Here is a 15618-nt window from a genome sequence, read left to right on the forward strand (position 1 = left end):
GTCAGTTGCTTTTCCATTGACGGTTCGAGCTTGCCGACGACGAGGATGGCCATGGCGGGAGTCAATCAGACGGCTCGCCATCTTCGCGACGGATGATCCTGCCCAGGTCGTCGCGATCGGTCAGGTTGAGCTTGAGGTAGATCCGGTACAGGTGACCCTCCACGGTGCGCGTCGACACGACGAGACGCTCGGCGATCTGGCGGTTGGACAGGCCGCGAGCAACCAGGTGGGCGATCTCACGTTCCCGTGCACTCAACGGCAGTCGTTGCGAACTGACGCACAGCGCAGGGGTTTTCAGTCCACCACAGGCCGTGCGCAGCCGATCGGCCGCGGCGGCGGCTTCCAGCGAGTTCCGGTGCTGCCCGGCCGCCTCGAACAGGGCGGCAGCCTGGGCCGCCGCGTCGGCCGCCGACAGCATAGCCCCGATCCGCTCGAACTCCTGGGATGCCGAAAACACTTCTGCCCCATTGGCATTCATCAGTCCGGCGGCGTGCGCAGCATCGACTGCGGCCAGCGGCCCGCCGATTGCCGACGCCACCTCGACCACCCGGGGCAGACAGCTCTTGTCGCCGAAGCGGGCCGCGGCATGCAGAGCCATCAGCTCGATCGCGCGTTGGCCTGACGCGGCGGCCAGATCGGCGGCTTCCAGCGCCGCGGTGATCGCACCGGAGACATGCCCCATCGCGGCCGCCAGCCATGCCTCCGCGTTCCGGACGTGCGGTTCGAACATCGTCGCGCCCCGGCTGACGATCTCGCGCAGTTCAGTCACCAGAGGTGCGGCGGCAGCATCGTAGCCGAGGCCGCAGTAGCACTGCACCAGAAGCAATCTGGCGGGCAAATTCCACGAAGCAGCCGACTCGCCGCTCAGCGCGGCCAAGGTCTCCTCCAGCCGTGCCATCGCGACCCGCAGCTGGCCACGGCCCAGCTCCACCGTGCCGGCCAAGACATTCGCCATCGCGCGGGCGCGGTACTGGCTCGGCGAGGTGATGCGCACGACATCACCCGAACGAGCCTCTGCCGCATCGAAATCGCCGGCCATGGTCAACGCCCGGACCTCGGCCAAAGTCAGCAGGAACCGCAGCAGGGCATCGATCTTGTCGTACACCTCACGGCCTCGGGCCGCCACGCGCGCCGCATCAGCGGTACACCCTTTGAGAGCGGCCGCCATGCCGCCCCCGAAGACGGCCCATCCCACGGCCATCGGTGGTGCGGCAGGGTCGGCAAGCACCTGGTCGGCGAGCGAGGCGGCCTCCTCCAACCGGTTGTCGAGCACCATCAGCGCGGCCGCCAGTCCGTCGACGACCAGCCGGAGCTTCGGGTGGGTGATGCGCTGTTGCAGCATCCCGAGGATCTCCGCGGCGGCCTCGCTGTCTCCAATCGACCACTGCAGGTTCCAAATTCGCGAGATGCCCCAGCGCGCGAGCTCGAACTCGGTGAGGGTGTCGGGGTCGAACGAGGCCAGGATCTCCTCGGACTCCGGTGCCCTGCCCTGCCACACCAACGTTCGGGCCAGCAGTTCACTGGCCACCAGCCCGCCACCCTGCGCGACCGCGACGCGGGCCAGCCGTTCAGCCAGCGTGATGTTCATCAACGAGATCGCATCTTCTGCTGCCCGCGAAAGGAATTCGGCGTCGACCTTGGTATCGGCATGCAGGGCGAGTTCGGCACGGCGCAGCCGCCCCGCCGCCGCCTGCGGCGGGTGCAGGTCCATTGCGGCCACCACCTCGGTGCGCAGCCGCCGGCTCGCGACTTGCCCGAGGTTGCGCCGGATGACCTCACCGATCACCGAATGGGTGAAGTGAACGTCGCTGTCGTCGACGATGCGAACCAGGCCGCGCCGCTCGACACGCTCCAACGTCTCGGTGCTGACGAGTTCGGCCATCACCGCCAAGCTCGCCGGCTCGGACACCGCGAGCAGGTGCAGCGCTCGCTGTTCGTCCTGCGGCAGCCGGTCGAGCCGGCTGCTGAGCAGCGGAGCCAGCTTGGCGGCGACGGCAGCCTCACCGCGCAGCTGCCACACATCGTTGACCCGCCGCAGGGTTCCGGCCTCGAGCGCGCCCTCGACGAGGTGCCTCACGAACAGCGCGTTGCCGCTGGAGGCCTCCCACATCAGGTCGGCCGACAGCTGCTCGAGGTGCCCGCCGAGCGCGGTCTCGACGAGTTCGACCGCCTCGTCCTTGGTGAACGGAACGACATCCAGCCTGGCGAGATAGCCGTCCTTCCACAGCGCGGTGATCGTCTCGGGAATCGGTTCACCGTTCCGGGCGGTCGCCACGATGCGTACTGTTCCCTCGACCGCGAGCTGGTGCAGCAGGGTCGCCGAAAGGTGATCGACGAGGTGCACATCGTCGATCCCGATGACCGCGAGTTTGTCGCGGCGAACGGTGTGAAAGGCCGCGGCCAACATGGCCACCGGGTCGGTCGGCATCGGGCTGCCGAGCAGGTGGGCAAACACGCCCAACGGAACTTCCCGGGCGGACTCGGTGCCGGCTACCCACACCGCTCTGGTGCGCGATGCCTGGGTGGCCATCCGGGCCAGCGTGGTTTTCCCGACGCCCGCGTCGCCGAGCAGCAATGTGCCGCACGTCCCCGGCCGACCGTGCAGCGTCGCCTGGATCGCAGCAAGTTCCTTACCCCGCCTCAGGACGGGCCAGGTCCGGCTCTCCCCCACGGCCGCAGTTTACGCAGGTACCGGCCCTGAACTAGCGCATTCGGTCAACGTTTCACCACGATGGCCAGCACCGGTTCGCCGGCCACCACGGTGAACGGAACAGCGACCGGAAAGTCGTCGGTGAGCGAGCCGATCTCGCAGCGGCCGATGATGGTGGCCAGCGCCAGGGTGGCCTCCAACATGGCGAAGTGATCACCGATGCAGGATCGCGGTCCCGCCCCGAACGGCAGGTACTGGTACCGCTCGATCTGTTTGGCCCGATCCGGTCCGAAGCGCTCGGGGTCGAAGGTCAACGGATCGGGCCACAGGGCCGGATCCCGTTGCACCGCCCAGATTCCGAACGCGACGAGAGATCCCGCCTCGACCCGGTACCCGTCGACGTCGATGTCACGTATTGCGGACCGGGTGAGCGCCGCGCCGGGCGGGCACAGCCGAAGAGCTTCGTGGAGTACCTGGGTGGTGTAGGTGAGCCGGGGAACGTCCTCGGGCGTCGGGCCGTCCGGCCCCAGCGCGTACACCTCGGCGCGCACCCGATCTTGCAGGTGACGATGCCGGCCCAACTGCCACAACGCATAGGTCAGCGTCGTCGCGGTGGTGTCGTGGCCGGCCAGCATGAACACGATCAGCTCGTCACAGATCTCGTCATCCGACAGCGACCGCCCGGTGTCGGGATCGACCGCCTCCATCAACGCCCGGACCAGCGGCGCGTCGCGACCCGGGTCACGCCGGCAGGCCGTCAAAATGTCGCGGGCCAGCGCGTGCAGAGTCTTGCTGGCATTGCGGGCCCGCCGGCGCGCGGGTGTCGGCAGCCAGCTCGGCGCGCGGAGCGGACTCATGGCCCGGTCGGCGACGTAGGACAGCGCGACCTGCAGCGGTTGTGCGATCTGCTCGCTGCGCTCGTCGAGGTCGATCCCCAGAACCGAGCGGCCCAGCGCCCGAAGTGTCAGCAGCCGGCACTGGCCGTCCAGGTCGATCTGCGCGCAGTCGTCCCAACTGTCGCAGATCGCTCGGGCGGCGTCGGCCATGTGGCCGCCGAACTCGAGGACGTGCTTCTTGGTGAAGACGTGCTGCAGACTGCGCCGGCGAGGCAGCCACTCGGCGTGCGGGAGGCTGAACAGATTGCCGCCCAACAACTTACGGAGCTCCAGGTGGACGCTGGCCGTCTTGTCGACGAACGCGTCTCGCCGGCCGAGCATGTCGCGCCCGCCACGCGGAGACGCCACCACCACCATCGGCGGCATCAGCCATTTCGGCCCGAACTCCACGCGGCTCACCGGCCCACCCGCATCACGCAGCTGCTCGATGCCGGTGTGGAAGTTACGCAGCGCATGCATCTTCTGGCGATAGGACAACGGATTCTCGGGCGCCAGGGGCAAGGCGCTGACGTCGGTGGTTTCGTGGGTAGCGACCATGACGTCAGCATCCGACCGCATACGAGGCGGCTTTAGAGTGATCGGCTACTCGATGTGCGGCAGGCCCGGCTACCTGCGGGCACTCCCGCTACAGCAGAACTGGCACGCCGGCATGTCGTTGGTCGGTGAGGATCTCGAACATCGCCCGCCGCGGCGCGACGAGCTCTGTGTCAAGCCCGTTGCCGGACAGGGTGATTCGGCAGTCGGCCAGCGCGGAGTTGTAGCAGTACTTGGTGTGGGAGTTGGTGTCGGTGTAGGTCAGCCCGATGACGTCACGCGGCTGAGCGCGGATCTCACCGCTCAGCTCGAAACCGTCGGCGCGCCCGCCGAACGTCCACACGAACGGCTCGTAGGTCCCGTGGGTGCGCCGCGCCGCCAGCACCGAGCGCACCGCGATCTCCCACCCGGCGTGGCGCAGCACGAACAAGGTCGCCGCCGGCAACCGCAGCGGACCCACCGCGGCGCGGGCGGTGACCACTTCGAGGCTGGAGGTCGGGTGGTCGTCGAATCCACACACCTGGCCGAAGGCATAGGCCGGGGTGTGCTTGCTGCCCCAGTTGTGGTTGACGCTGCCCCGCCACGACTCGACCGGGACGCTGGTCTCGCCGAGTGTCAGGGTGCCGTCGAAGCGGGCCAGCGGGTGGCGCACCTGGGTCTTTGCGGTGGGGAACTTGGCCGCATACGCGCGGTCGGTGAGCAGCTTGACCTTTGGTTCGTCGCCGGGCGCGATGGCCAGGTCCCAGCTGGCGCCGGCCAGGGCGCCGCGGGCGTGCACGTCGTCGATTACGGTGTCGGCAATCCTGGCTGACCATGGATCGGACAGATAGTCGGCCTCGGTCAGCGGATGGGGCACCTTGACGGCGCGGTTGCCGGCACCGTCGGGGTCGAAGAGCATCACCCACACGTCGGCCGCCGCCTCGCCGGGCACCGGCAGCAGCAGCGTCCAGCGCAGCCAGATCGCCTGCGCACGATCCGGGTGATTGGCACGGATGAATCTGCTCTCGTAGTAGGGAGGCATCATCAGTTCAGGATTCCCGACCGGAGGGCGGCGCAGGAGTGGGTTGGACGATTGCGGCGGCGGTATTGGCGGTGCTGGCCACAGCTGAGGCCATCGCGCTGGTCGTGCTGCGCGCGCGCCTGCAGGCCAGCCAGCGCGACGCCGACGAGATGCGGGCCCGCCTGGACACCCGCACCATGCTCTGGTCGGGTGGCCGGGAGGCGGTCAAGCAGGTCTGGCAGACCGCCAACCTGGTGCGCAGCCAGGGCTTCGGCGGCGCGGTGCGGTCCTCGATCGAGGAACTCGCCGACTGGGCCGACGTCGAACGCCCGGACCTGGCCCGGCTGGCCCCCGACGGCAAGCTGGTGGTGATGTTCTCCGACATCGAAGAGTCCACCGCGCTGAACGAGCGGATCGGGGACCGGGCGTGGGTGAAGCTCATCGGCAGCCACGACCGGCTGGTCCGCCGTCTGGTCAAGGCGCACGACGGGCATGTGGTCAAGAGCCAGGGCGACGGGTTCATGGTGGCGTTCGCCGACCCCGCCGCCGCGGTGAGCTGCGCGATGGCGATGCAGAGGGCACTGGAGCGCGACGCGAAACGCGCGCGGCACAACAGTATTCGGGTGCGCATCGGGATCCACATGGGCAAGTCGGTGCTGCGCGGCGACGATGTGTTCGGCCGCAACGTGGCGATGGCGGCCCGGGTCGCCAGCCAGGCTGACGGCGGCGAGATCCTGGTCAGCGAGTCGGTGCGCACCGCCGTGGGCGATCGGCAGTCCTTCGACGAAGGTCGTGACGCTGAACTCAAGGGGTTCAGCGGAACCCACCGGCTGTACGCGGTGGCTTAGCTGCCGGTGGCCTCGGCGTGGCGCTGACGCAGCCGGGCGCGGATCTCGTCAGGGGTGTAGGCCTTGCGGCGCCGCTGGTCCCGAGCAACAAGAACACCGCCGGCGACGACGCCGGCCGCACCGGCCAGCCCGATCCACTTCCAGATACCGCGCATGCGATCACACTATGCTGCGCTGGTGACCGAGCACACCGTGTCGCTGACACAGGCGCTGAACGAGACCCGCACCGGTGACGTCTGGCTGTTTCGCGGCGGCTCCGGCCCGGACCGCGCGATCCAGACCCTCACCAACGCACCCGTCAACCACGTCGGCATGACGGTGGCCATCGACGATCTGCCGCCGTTGATCTGGCACGCCGAGCTCGGCCACAAGTTGCTGGACCTGTGGACGGGCACCAATCATCGCGGGGTGCAACTCAACGACGCGCGCGAGGCCATCGAGCAATGGCTGCATCACTACGGCCAGCGCTGCTGGCTGCGCCAGCTCACCCCGCACGTCACCCGCGACCAGGAAGACCGGCTGCTGGAGGTGATCGCCCGGATGGACGGCACCCCGTTTCCGTCCACCGCGCGGCTGACCGGACGCTGGCTGCGCGGCAGGATCCCCACAGTCAGCGACTGGACCCGTGGTATCCCGTTCGTACACAAGAAGGTTCGCGAATCCGCCGAGCGGCGCAAACTCGCCGAGCGGGAAGTCGGCTTGCAGACGGCCTACTGCGCCGAGACCGTCGCCATCACCTACGAGGAAATGGGTCTGCTGACCACCGAGAAGAACGAGAACTGGTTCGACCCGGGACGATTCTGGAGCGGCGATACGCTGCCGCTGATCGACACCTACCGGCTCGGTGACGAAATCCAGGTCATCGCAGATTGATTGACCGAAAGCCTCAACCGAGCCCGAACCCGACACCGACGGGCGCCTGCTGACGCGGGCACGACAGGTCGATGTAGACGGTGGTCGCACTCGACGCCGCACCGGGCGCGCTGTCCGGATTGTGTACGGCCACTACCCGACACGATGACGGCGGGGCTCCGGTGTTGCCGTCCACCCAGTTGATCGCGACGATATAACCCTGGGCCTGCAGCTGGTCGATGGTGTATTGCGCGGAATCAGCGGAGGCCGCTGGCGCGAACACCAATGGCAGCGCGACCGCACCGACGAATGCCGCCGCCGATCGCCTCATGCCGCCCACACCGCGAGCAGTTTGCCCTTCGGATCGCGGAACATGATCCCGGTGATCGTCTTGCCCTTCGGGACGTCGTAGGCAAGGTGCGCGGCGATCTGTTGGCCCTGCGGAAGCTGTCCTGAGGTGATGCCCGGTTGGACGGCACCGACGGCGGGTGCGACGTTCGACCCGTCGGAGGCGCGCGCCACGAACCAGAAGCCGTTGTAGGCAATCGTTCCGGTCTTGGCGACGATGGTCACATCGACGGCGAACATCGTTCCCTTGGCCGGGACGATCTGAGCGTCGGCCGGTACCGGAGCCAGGTTGTCGATCGTATAGGTCGCCGTTCCGCCGTCCGAGGCGATGTCGACCGCGGTGCCGAACGGGACCGCTTGCTTGGCGGACGCCGTCGATGTGGCCGGCGCTGCGGGTTTCTGGGCATCCGAGCCCGACCCGCCGCAGCCCGCGATGAGAAGTGCGACGGCGATCATGCCGAGAAATACCTTGGGCGAGCGTGTTCCGCGCATTCGCGGATACTAGCGCGACCCGGCCAGGCCGAATTTTGCCCGGGCCTCATCGGTGACCGGGGTGAACAGGTTGACGAGGTTGCCGTCGGGGTCGCGAAACAGCAGCGCGCGGTTGCCCCACGGCATCGTCGTCGGCTCGGTGACGATCTCCTCGAGATGCTCGCGGAGGCGCTGAAAATCGGCATCCACGTCGTCGACGATGAACTCCAGAATCGCGCTCCGGTTGGCTGCCGGCTCGGCGGATCCGGCCCCGAACAGCGGCACGGTCTTGTCGCTGCCGATGGCCAGAGTGCCGATGGCCGTCGGAATCTCGGCGAACAACTCATTGCCCCACACCGCAGCCACTCCGGTGACCAGCTCGTAAAACCCGACCAGCCGCGTGACGTCGGCCGTGATAAGACGTGTCGAAATGAAGTTCATGCCAGGAGGTTAGGCGCTACCTCCGACAACCCCGATCGGCCACACCTGGCAATGCTGACCGACATTGCCACGGCCCATAATCCGCAGCGAATTCACATTTTCGACGTTTGCAGCAAACAATCAAACCAGCCGGTCGAGCAGTGGCCGCGCCGCCGCCGTCACGCGCTGATGGTCATAGGTGATCACCATGTCGAACCGCCGCCTCTCCGCGTCGGCCGAATGCACTGCCGGACTGAGCCGCTCGCGAGCGATCAATCCGCAGGCGGTTTCGGGCCCGAGCACCAGAAGCGTCGACTCACGCAACAGCGGGTCGTCACGGTGCAGTGTCACCCCGCGAACCCTGGGCCCGAGACCGTTCCACCCGTTCTGACCGAACACCGCCACCAGCGGCGACCTTTCGGCGATCGCCGAATACATCTGTTCGGTGTGCGGGTCCATCTGCTCGTCGGGATGCACGGTGGCAAGGACGATCGGGGCATTCTGCGCGGTCGCGGCGATACCACCGATGTGGTGGGACAGGGCGGTCAGGGTCTGCTTGCGTACCGTCCGGGTGGGTAGGCCCGCGATGGCCGACTCCATAGTCGGCTGATGCTCGGTCGGCGCGCAGGGAGTGCGCCGCGCCGGCCAGTCGAAAGGCTCCGCTGCGCTGGTGACCTCGCCCGGAGCGCCGAACCAGTTGCCCTGGCCGAGGGTCGCGCCATAGGCCAGGGCAACTTCCAGGTGCTCGGCAGTCTCGATGCCTTCGGCGCAGATGACTGCGCCGGTGCGCTCGTGGTGGGCGATGACCGCTGCCACAGTGCGGGCATGCATCCGATCCGGCTGGCGCTGAATCAGGTTCATATCGAGTTTGAGGATGTCGGGCGCGACGACGTCGAGCAACACCAGCGAATCGGGGTGGGAACCGATGTCGTCCAACGCGATCGCGAAGCCCAGCGACCGCAGAGCCGCGACCTTGCGCAGCAACGCCCTGGGATTGGCAAGTAGCCCGCGTTCGGTTATCTCGAACGTCAGCCGAAACGCGCCGGCGGCGCGCACGACATCGGCGTTGACGGCCGGATCGACAGCGGGCGTACCGGGCTCGCAATTGACCAGCAACAGCGTGCCCGGGGTGAAGTCGCTCTGGACCGCACCCCGGGTTGCGGCGCGAACGCAGAGCTCGTCGAGGCGATCCAGACGCCCGGTCTTCGCGGCGCGATCGAAGATGTCGATCGGGGACGGATTGTCCAACGAGGGCCAGCGGGCCAGCGCCTCATGGCCGACGACGACCTCGCTGGGCAACTGCACGACCTGCTGAAACGCTGCGACCAAGCCCTCACCTGCAATGGCCCGGTCGATGAAGTCCGTCATGACGTCCTTGGGATGATGTGGCGGCCCATCTACGCCCGCACGGCTGTCGCCGTTGAGGTCAAGTTAACTGCGAGGATGCGTTTTGACCGGGTCGCCACCCGTTTTGCTCACCGGGACTACCCGAACCACAGCAAAGCACCTCAATGCTTAGGTGAGGCTTCGCTGAGCGAAGATATCTGACATCATCAAATTCCGACCGGCACGCGGAACAGCGGCCGGATCCAGAGGCCACAAGGGGAGGCTAGGCGGATGCAGCCCAGGAGGCAGCCCGCTCCGGTCGTGTCGACCAGGCTGCGGGCGCCGGCCTTGAGCGACGGGCTCATCGCCCGTGAACGCCTCATCGATCTGCTGCGGGCAGGCAGCACCAAACGGCTGGTACTGATCCACGCCCCAGCCGGTTTCGGCAAGACAACGTTGGCCGCCCAATGGCAGCGGGTGTTGAGCTCCGAGAGCGTGCCGGTTGCCTGGCTCACGCTCGGCCGCGACGACAACGACAGCGGCTCGTTCCTCGGGCATCTCGTCGAGGCGGTGCGCCGCGTGGAACCCACCGTCGGTGCCGGACTCGTCGGCCTGCTGGAACAGCAGTCCGACGATGCGCAGCGTTACGTACTGGCTGAATTCGTCAACCAATGCACCGACTACGGCCGGCCGTTGGCGATCGTGCTGGACGACTGGCACCTCGTCGAAGGTCAAGGCACCACAGCGATATTGGAGTTTCTACTCGACGCCGGCCCCGACAATCTGCACCTGATCGTGACGAGCCGGACCCGTGCGCCGGCGATCGGGCGACTCCAAGTCGGCAAGCAGGTCCATGAGATCGATGCCACCCAACTTCGTTTCGACCAGAACGAGTCTGCGGCGTTCCTGGTCGAGCTCAACTCGCTGGACCTCAACGGCGACGACGTGCACACGCTGTGGGCCAGCACCGAGGGGTGGGTGGCCGCGTTGCAACTGGCCACCCTGTCATTGCGCAACAGCCCGGATCCGTCGGCACTGATCCGTGATTTCTCCGGGCGCCACCACTCCATCGGTGACTACCTGGCCGAGAATGTCCTCGACACGCTGCCGCCCGATCTACTGGATTTCCTTCTGACCACCTCGATCTGCGAACGGCTATCCGGTGGACTCGCCGCCGCGGTCAGCGGCCGGCCTCGAGGGCAAGCCATCCTCGAGGACCTCGAACGGCTGGATCTGTTCCTGCGGCCCCTCGACGACAACCGCGAATGGTTTCGCTACCACCACCTGTTCGCCGGATACCTCCGCCAGCGGCTGGAACGCGACCATGGCGAGAAGATCGTCGATTTGCATCGCACCGCCTCAGCCTGGTTCGCAGATCACGGTCTCTACAGCGAGGCCGTCACCCATGCCCTCAACGCCGGCGACGGCCCTGAAGCGGTCGACCTGGTGGAGAGCCAGGCCATGTCGCTCGTAGAACACAGCCGGATGGGAACCCTGCTCGCGCTGGTGAACAAGCTGCCGAAGCCGCTTCTCGCCGACCGGCCGAACCTGCACATCGCAATCGCGTGGGCCAACTGCCTGTTACAACGCAGCACGCAAGCACAGGTCTCGCTCGACCTTGCCCGGGCCGCCGTGGGCTCGGCACCCCAGAGTGCAACCGCCGATGTCTTGGGAGAAGCCAACGTCGTGCAGGCGTGCATCGACGTCTACGGTGACCGCATCGACCGGGCCGCAGATCTGGTCGCCCCCTACCTCGTCGAGAACTCCGGATTCCGGCCCTTCCTGGTCGCGGTCTCGGCCAATATCAGCAGCTTCGTCGACATTCACAACTTCGCCTACGACTCGGCTGAAGCCCGGCAGCGCTGGGCCACCCCGTATCACGAGACCGCCGCCGGGCCCTTCGCCGGCGTGTATGGCCGTTGTTTCGCCGGCCTGGCCGCGTTCGCCCGCCTCGATCTGATCAGCGCCGAGAGTCGCTACGCCGAGGCCCGGGCCGTGGCCGAACGCCTGGCCGGCCGGCACTCACACGCCGCCCGGCTTGCCGGCGCTCTACTGGGTCGCGTGCATTACGAGCACGGCGACATCGACACGGCGGAAACCCTTTTGGAGGAGTGCCACGAGCTGGGGGCAGAAAGCGGCGTCGCCGATTTCATGATCGCGACCTACAGCACGCTTGCCCGGATCCGAGTCCTGCGCGGCGACATCGATGACGGCCTGGCGCTTCTCGAAGAGGGAATCCATACCGCGCAACATCTTTCGATGCCTCGGCTCTCGGCTGCCCTCTACAGCGACTGCCTGCGCCTGCATCTCGCCGTCGGCGACATCCCTCGTGCCAAGGACGCGCTCGCCCGAAGCGCCGATGACGTGGCGACGGGGCAGGACGGTATCGCCTTCGCCGTGCGGTATTACCAGCGGGGCATGCGGGCTCGGATCATGCGCGCCAACCGGGACTTCGAGGGCGCTTGCCGCATCCTTTCCGCGATGCGCGACGAAAGCAGGGCGGTCGGCTGGCGCTACGGTGACACCGCCACCAGCATCAAGCTGGCGAAAGTGCTTTACCTGAGCGGAGATACGGCCACTGCAACCGAGGTCCTGGTGCCTGCGCTGGTGGCGGCCGCCCGAGCCGGACTGGTTCGCACGGTCATCGACGCCGGCCCGGAGATCCTCACGATGGCCGCCCAGCTCCGCGAGGCCAGCCGGACCAGCCGACGGCCCGGCGGCATCCCCGAGGTGCCCGCCAACTATCTGTCCAGAGTGCTCGCCACCGCGCACGCCGATGCCCGCAGCGCAGCAATTCCGGTCATCGCCCGCGTCGGTGATCGCTCACCGCTGCCCGAAGAACCGCTCAACGCACGGGAAATCGACATCCTGCGACTGCTGGAGCGGGGCCTGTCGAACAAGCAGATCGCCCGCAATCTCGGTGTGACGATCAATACCGTGAAGTGGTACCTCAAGAGCATCTACATCAAGCTCGGCGTCGGCAAGCGCGGCGATTCGATAACCGAGGCGCGTCGCAGACATATCCTGTGATTGCCTGATCGGCAAAATTCCTTGCCCGCTGCGCATCCGCGTCGGCACCATCGCGGAGTGACCGTAATTCGCAACCCCTTCGACGACGCCGGCCATGTCGCGATGTATGCCGAGCGCGCCGCGCAGATGGTGCCCGCATACCGGGACATTCACCGCCTGGCCACCGTGCTCATCGCCGAACACGCGCCACCCGATGCCAGGATTCTGGTCCTCGGGGCAGGTGGCGGAATGGAAACCAGGGCGTTTGCGGAGGCCCAGCCAGGCTGGGCGTTCGATGCCGTGGACCCGTCTGCTGCGATGTTGGAACTCGCCGCACAGCATCTCGGGCCGCACGCGGCGCGGGTGCGTATGCACTGCGGGTACATCGACGATGCCCCGCCCGGGCCGTTCGCCGCCGCCACCAGCCTGCTGACGCTGCACTTCCTCCCCTACGACCAGCGTCGCCACACCGCGGCGCAGGTACGGCAACGGCTGGCCCCGGGGGCCCCGTTCGTCGTTGCGCACCTGAGCTTTCCGCAGCACGACGACGCCGAACGGCAGTTGTGGATGGAACGCCACGCCGCGAATCTTGTCGCAGCGGGCATCGATGCCTCGGACGTCGAAAAGGCGCGGACCGCCATCTCGACGCAGGTTCCCGTCCTGTCACCCGAACAGGACCGCGCGGTCCTTCGCGAGGCAGGTTTCACCGACATCACCGAGTTCTTCTCGGCGTTCACGTTCCGCGGCTGGGTCGGCTACGCCTGACGGGTGAACAGCGACAGTTCGTCGCCCCGCGCACCTCACTTGACGGATCTTGGGGCCGTCCCTGCTATTCGTCCGGGTAGGATCACCGAACTGGCCGATGCTGCGGGCATAAATGGAGACGATTGCGGTGGCGCTTATTGGACGGAAGCGGCCGGCGCTGCAATCCCCACCATCTGAGCCGGACTGGTTCCTGGCCGCGTTGGCGCACAATGCCGAGCATTCCGACATTGAGGTTGACGATTGCCGGATACACCTGCGCACGTGGGGAAGCCGCGATCTACCCCCACTGGTGCTCGTTCATGGCGGAGCCGCCCACTCGGGGTGGTGGGACCACATCGCACCGTTCTTCTCGAAGACCCACCGGGTCATCGCACCGGACCTGAGCGGACACGGCGACAGCGGGACTCGCGCGGAGTATCGCCCGCACACCTGGGCCCGCGAGGTGCTGGCAGCCGCGCATGCCGAAGGACCGGCCGGTCGGCCCAGCATCGTCGGCCACAGCATGGGTGGCTCGGTCGCGTCGGCCGCGGCCGGCCGCTATGGCGAGCAGATCGACAGCATCATCGTCATCGATTCACCACTACGAGATGAGGCGCCGGAGGAAGCGCGGCTTCGCGATCGCAAACGGCACTCCAGCGGATACCAGTCGAAGGAGGAGATCCTCGAACGATTCACACCGGTACCCGCGCAGAGCACCGTGCTCCCCTACATCTGGAGCCACATAGCCGACCAGTCCGTACGCCGCACGCCGGAAGGGTGGTTCTGGAAGTTCGATCCGGCGATCTTTGAGGTCCGCATGGGCCGGGTACCCGCGGACGAGGAGAAGCTCGAACGATCGATGGCCGAAATGCCTTGCCGTATCGGATATATCCGATCCGAAGCCGGTTTGGTATCAGACGATATGGCCGACCGTATCCGAAGCATGCTACAACTGCGCGGCCCGTTCATCGAGCTCGCGGAAGCCGGCCACCACCCTATGCTCGATCAACCGCTGGCCCTGGTGGCAACCATCCGCACGCTGCTCGAGATGTGGTCCATCACCTAGTGCACGAGCTTGAGCCCCACCACGCCGGCGATGATCATCACCAGGAACACCGTCTTGAGTACTGACGCCGGCTCGTCCCCGTTAGCCATCGCGTAGCCGACCGTCAGCACCGCACCGATACCCACCCAGACCGCGTAAGCAGTGCCAAGGGGCAAATCCCGCATGGCGTAGCCCAACCCGCCCATGCTGGCGGCGAGCGCCACCAAGAAGACGATGCTTGGCGCCAGCTTGCTGAAGCCTTCGGACTTGCCCATTGCTGTCGCCCAAACCGCTTCGAGCACACCGGATATGACGAGAATGAACCACGACATGACGTTGCTCCCGGGCCGTCTTGTCGCACACCGGGTACGGCACCCATCGTCCGGAAGCCACTAGTCAGGGCTCTGGGTACCAAGCTCTCACAGCCCCAGACCAGATGGCAACGTCAGATCAGTCACCACGCACGTAGCGCAACTGGGTGGTGCCGTTGTCGAACACGCGGTGGTCGACGAGCTTCAGCTCGAGACGCACGTCGTTGGGTAGGGCGCGCAGCCCGCCGCCTACCACTTTCGGGACGACGAAGAACTGGAACTCTTCGACCAGGCCCGCGCGGATCGCCGGGGCCGCAGTGGTGGGCCCGAAGATCTCGACGTCGCCGGTGGCGCCGTCGACGATGCGACGCAGCTCGTCCAGGCTCAGGTCGGACACGAGGCGGACCCGGTCTGACTCGACGTCACGCGAAAGCGTCGATGACACCACCACCTTGTCGATGCCCCGCCAGCGCCTGGCGAACTCGTGCTCTGCCGGCGTCCAGACCTCGTCGACGGGATCGGTCTCCCAGTACCGCATCAACTCGAACGTCTTGCGGCCCAACACCTCGGTCGTCACGTTCGCCATGCGTTCGACATGGACGTCGAACACCGAGCAATTCGGTGCCGACCACTGGAAGTCACCGTCGGCGTCAGCCGCGTAGCCATCGATGGACACCGTCGCGTCGTAACTCAGTTTTCCCATGCCATACAGACTCGCGCGTCAGGCTGAACTCATCGCGCGCTACACGTAGGAGCGGGCGTTCAGTGAGTCCTCCCGCAGACAAAATGTGAGTGTTCCCCGCAAGGTTTCTCACTCAACGCGATTGACCTACGGCTCCACCGGGCATCTCATTGCTTCGTGAGGAAGTGTCACACTGCGGCGACGGTAGTCGCGGCGTTGGCCGTCGGCGGTTGCGTCAGTTTGACTGACGGGTCCGCCCAGGTCGCAACTGGCATTGTTCCCAATGTGGTGGGGATGGCCGAGGACGACGCCACGCTCAGGCTGTACAGCGCTGGAAATTGGCCGCAAATCGTCAGGTCAGTCCCTAGCAGCACCGTGCGGCCGAGTCGCGTCGTATCCGTCACCCCCGAGCCCGGAACGCGATTGCCGTTGAACAGAATCATCGTCGTGGTCATATCCAGCGGCCCGATCCTGAACTAGCT

16 protein-coding genes and 1 riboswitch are annotated in these 15618 nt (G+C 66.8%); of the genes, 6 read left to right on the forward strand and 10 right to left on the reverse strand.

Annotation, left to right across the window (positions count from 1 at the left end):
* Positions 1-61: 61 nt before the first annotated feature.
* The 3 genes from HPC46_RS16735 to HPC46_RS16745 all read right to left on the reverse strand — a co-directional run bounded on the left by HPC46_RS16735 (position 62) and on the right by HPC46_RS16745 (position 5104).
* Positions 62-2671, reverse strand: coding sequence for a helix-turn-helix transcriptional regulator (locus tag HPC46_RS16735; protein ID WP_179471806.1), 2610 nt, complete (start codon positions 2669-2671; stop codon positions 62-64).
* A 44-nt stretch (positions 2672-2715) separates the two neighbouring features.
* Positions 2716-4083, reverse strand: a complete 1368-nt coding sequence (locus tag HPC46_RS16740) for a cytochrome P450 (RefSeq protein WP_179471814.1) — start codon at positions 4081-4083, stop codon at positions 2716-2718.
* Positions 4084-4171: 88 nt separating this feature from the next.
* The gene (locus tag HPC46_RS16745; protein ID WP_179471816.1) at positions 4172-5104 is read right to left on the reverse strand and encodes a hypothetical protein; all 933 of its coding nucleotides are present in this window, start codon (positions 5102-5104) and stop codon (positions 4172-4174) included.
* Positions 5105-5139: 35 nt separating this feature from the next.
* Here HPC46_RS16745 and HPC46_RS16750 point away from each other — a divergent pair, with 35 nt between their 5' ends.
* Positions 5140-5928, forward strand: coding sequence for an adenylate/guanylate cyclase domain-containing protein (locus tag HPC46_RS16750; RefSeq protein ID WP_179471819.1), 789 nt, complete (start codon positions 5140-5142; stop codon positions 5926-5928).
* Here the strand turns inward: HPC46_RS16750 and HPC46_RS16755 are convergent.
* Positions 5925-6083, reverse strand: a complete 159-nt coding sequence (locus tag HPC46_RS16755; RefSeq protein WP_179471821.1) for a hypothetical protein — start codon at positions 6081-6083, stop codon at positions 5925-5927. The genes HPC46_RS16750 and HPC46_RS16755 overlap by 4 nt on opposite strands.
* A gap of 37 nt (positions 6084-6120) precedes the next feature.
* Between HPC46_RS16755 and HPC46_RS16760 the strand changes: the two genes are divergently transcribed.
* Positions 6121-6801, forward strand: a complete 681-nt coding sequence (locus HPC46_RS16760; protein ID WP_179471945.1) for a guanylate cyclase — start codon at positions 6121-6123, stop codon at positions 6799-6801.
* Positions 6802-6814: 13 nt separating this feature from the next.
* Here HPC46_RS16760 and HPC46_RS16765 read toward each other — a convergent pair whose 3' ends face one another.
* From HPC46_RS16765 to HPC46_RS16780, 4 genes are all read right to left on the reverse strand, one after another.
* Positions 6815-7111: a hypothetical protein gene (locus HPC46_RS16765; RefSeq protein WP_179471823.1), complete on the reverse strand. Its 297-nt coding sequence runs from the start codon at positions 7109-7111 to the stop codon at positions 6815-6817.
* Positions 7108-7620 (reverse strand): DUF1942 domain-containing protein, encoded by a 513-nt coding sequence (locus HPC46_RS16770; RefSeq protein ID WP_179471825.1) that lies wholly within the window; start codon positions 7618-7620, stop codon positions 7108-7110. The genes HPC46_RS16765 and HPC46_RS16770 overlap by 4 nt, the downstream gene beginning before the upstream one ends.
* A gap of 9 nt (positions 7621-7629) precedes the next feature.
* On the reverse strand, positions 7630-8040 hold the full coding sequence (locus HPC46_RS16775) for a VOC family protein (protein WP_179471827.1): 411 nt from the start codon (positions 8038-8040) through the stop codon (positions 7630-7632).
* Positions 8041-8160: 120 nt separating this feature from the next.
* Positions 8161-9387 carry a sensor domain-containing phosphodiesterase gene (locus HPC46_RS16780; protein ID WP_179471829.1) on the reverse strand — a complete coding sequence of 409 codons (1227 nt, stop codon included), beginning with the start codon at positions 9385-9387 and terminating at the stop codon, positions 8161-8163.
* A gap of 249 nt (positions 9388-9636) precedes the next feature.
* On the opposite strand from HPC46_RS16780, the gene HPC46_RS16785 reads away from it, so the two are divergent.
* The 3 genes from HPC46_RS16785 (at position 9637) to HPC46_RS16795 (ending at position 14164) form a co-directional block, all read left to right on the forward strand.
* On the forward strand, positions 9637-12375 hold the full coding sequence (locus HPC46_RS16785) for a winged helix-turn-helix domain-containing protein (protein ID WP_179471831.1): 2739 nt from the start codon (positions 9637-9639) through the stop codon (positions 12373-12375).
* Between the two features lie 57 nt (positions 12376-12432).
* The gene (locus tag HPC46_RS16790) at positions 12433-13119 is read left to right on the forward strand and encodes a class I SAM-dependent methyltransferase (protein WP_179471833.1); all 687 of its coding nucleotides are present in this window, start codon (positions 12433-12435) and stop codon (positions 13117-13119) included.
* 112 nt (positions 13120-13231) lie between these two features.
* On the forward strand, positions 13232-14164 hold the full coding sequence (locus HPC46_RS16795; protein WP_179471835.1) for an alpha/beta fold hydrolase: 933 nt from the start codon (positions 13232-13234) through the stop codon (positions 14162-14164).
* On the opposite strand, the gene HPC46_RS16800 is transcribed toward HPC46_RS16795, so the two are convergent.
* Both HPC46_RS16800 and HPC46_RS16805 read right to left on the reverse strand, forming a co-directional pair.
* Entirely contained in the window at positions 14161-14475 is a 315-nt protein-coding gene (locus tag HPC46_RS16800; RefSeq protein ID WP_179471837.1) for a DMT family transporter, read from the reverse strand. The genes HPC46_RS16795 and HPC46_RS16800 overlap by 4 nt on opposite strands.
* 9 nt (positions 14476-14484) lie before the next feature.
* A riboswitch (guanidine-III (ykkC-III) riboswitch) is annotated at positions 14485-14551 on the reverse strand.
* Positions 14552-14593: 42 nt separating this feature from the next.
* On the reverse strand, positions 14594-15157 hold the full coding sequence (locus tag HPC46_RS16805; RefSeq protein ID WP_179471839.1) for a dihydrofolate reductase family protein: 564 nt from the start codon (positions 15155-15157) through the stop codon (positions 14594-14596).
* A gap of 273 nt (positions 15158-15430) precedes the next feature.
* On the opposite strand from HPC46_RS16805, the gene HPC46_RS35960 reads away from it, so the two are divergent.
* Complete coding sequence (locus HPC46_RS35960; RefSeq protein WP_179471841.1) at positions 15431-15616, forward strand: PASTA domain-containing protein; 186 nt, start codon at positions 15431-15433, stop codon at positions 15614-15616.
* Positions 15617-15618 lie beyond the last annotated feature (2 nt).

The sequence above is a fragment of the Mycolicibacterium vinylchloridicum genome, assembly GCF_013404075.1.
GTDB lineage: Bacteria > Actinomycetota > Actinomycetes > Mycobacteriales > Mycobacteriaceae > Mycobacterium > Mycobacterium vinylchloridicum.

What these genes read in the sequence shown, in the direction of transcription:
- HPC46_RS16795 (WP_179471835.1), top strand. Translation starts at nt 13,232, where the DNA reads ATGGAGACGATTGCGGTGGCGCTTATTGGACGGAAGCGGCCGGCGCTG.
- HPC46_RS16745 (WP_179471816.1), bottom strand. Translation starts at nt 5,104, where the DNA reads ATGATGCCTCCCTACTACGAGAGCAGATTCATCCGTGCCAATCACCCG.
- HPC46_RS16780 (WP_179471829.1), bottom strand. Translation starts at nt 9,387, where the DNA reads ATGACGGACTTCATCGACCGGGCCATTGCAGGTGAGGGCTTGGTCGCA.
- HPC46_RS16740 (WP_179471814.1), bottom strand. Translation starts at nt 4,083, where the DNA reads ATGGTCGCTACCCACGAAACCACCGACGTCAGCGCCTTGCCCCTGGCG.
- HPC46_RS16800 (WP_179471837.1), bottom strand. Translation starts at nt 14,475, where the DNA reads ATGTCGTGGTTCATTCTCGTCATATCCGGTGTGCTCGAAGCGGTTTGG.
- HPC46_RS16755 (WP_179471821.1), bottom strand. Translation starts at nt 6,083, where the DNA reads ATGCGCGGTATCTGGAAGTGGATCGGGCTGGCCGGTGCGGCCGGCGTC.
- HPC46_RS16765 (WP_179471823.1), bottom strand. Translation starts at nt 7,111, where the DNA reads ATGAGGCGATCGGCGGCGGCATTCGTCGGTGCGGTCGCGCTGCCATTG.
- HPC46_RS16805 (WP_179471839.1), bottom strand. Translation starts at nt 15,157, where the DNA reads ATGGGAAAACTGAGTTACGACGCGACGGTGTCCATCGATGGCTACGCG.
- HPC46_RS16785 (WP_179471831.1), top strand. Translation starts at nt 9,637, where the DNA reads ATGCAGCCCAGGAGGCAGCCCGCTCCGGTCGTGTCGACCAGGCTGCGG.
- HPC46_RS16775 (WP_179471827.1), bottom strand. Translation starts at nt 8,040, where the DNA reads ATGAACTTCATTTCGACACGTCTTATCACGGCCGACGTCACGCGGCTG.
- HPC46_RS16770 (WP_179471825.1), bottom strand. Translation starts at nt 7,620, where the DNA reads ATGCGCGGAACACGCTCGCCCAAGGTATTTCTCGGCATGATCGCCGTC.
- HPC46_RS35960 (WP_179471841.1), top strand. Translation starts at nt 15,431, where the DNA reads ATGGCCGAGGACGACGCCACGCTCAGGCTGTACAGCGCTGGAAATTGG.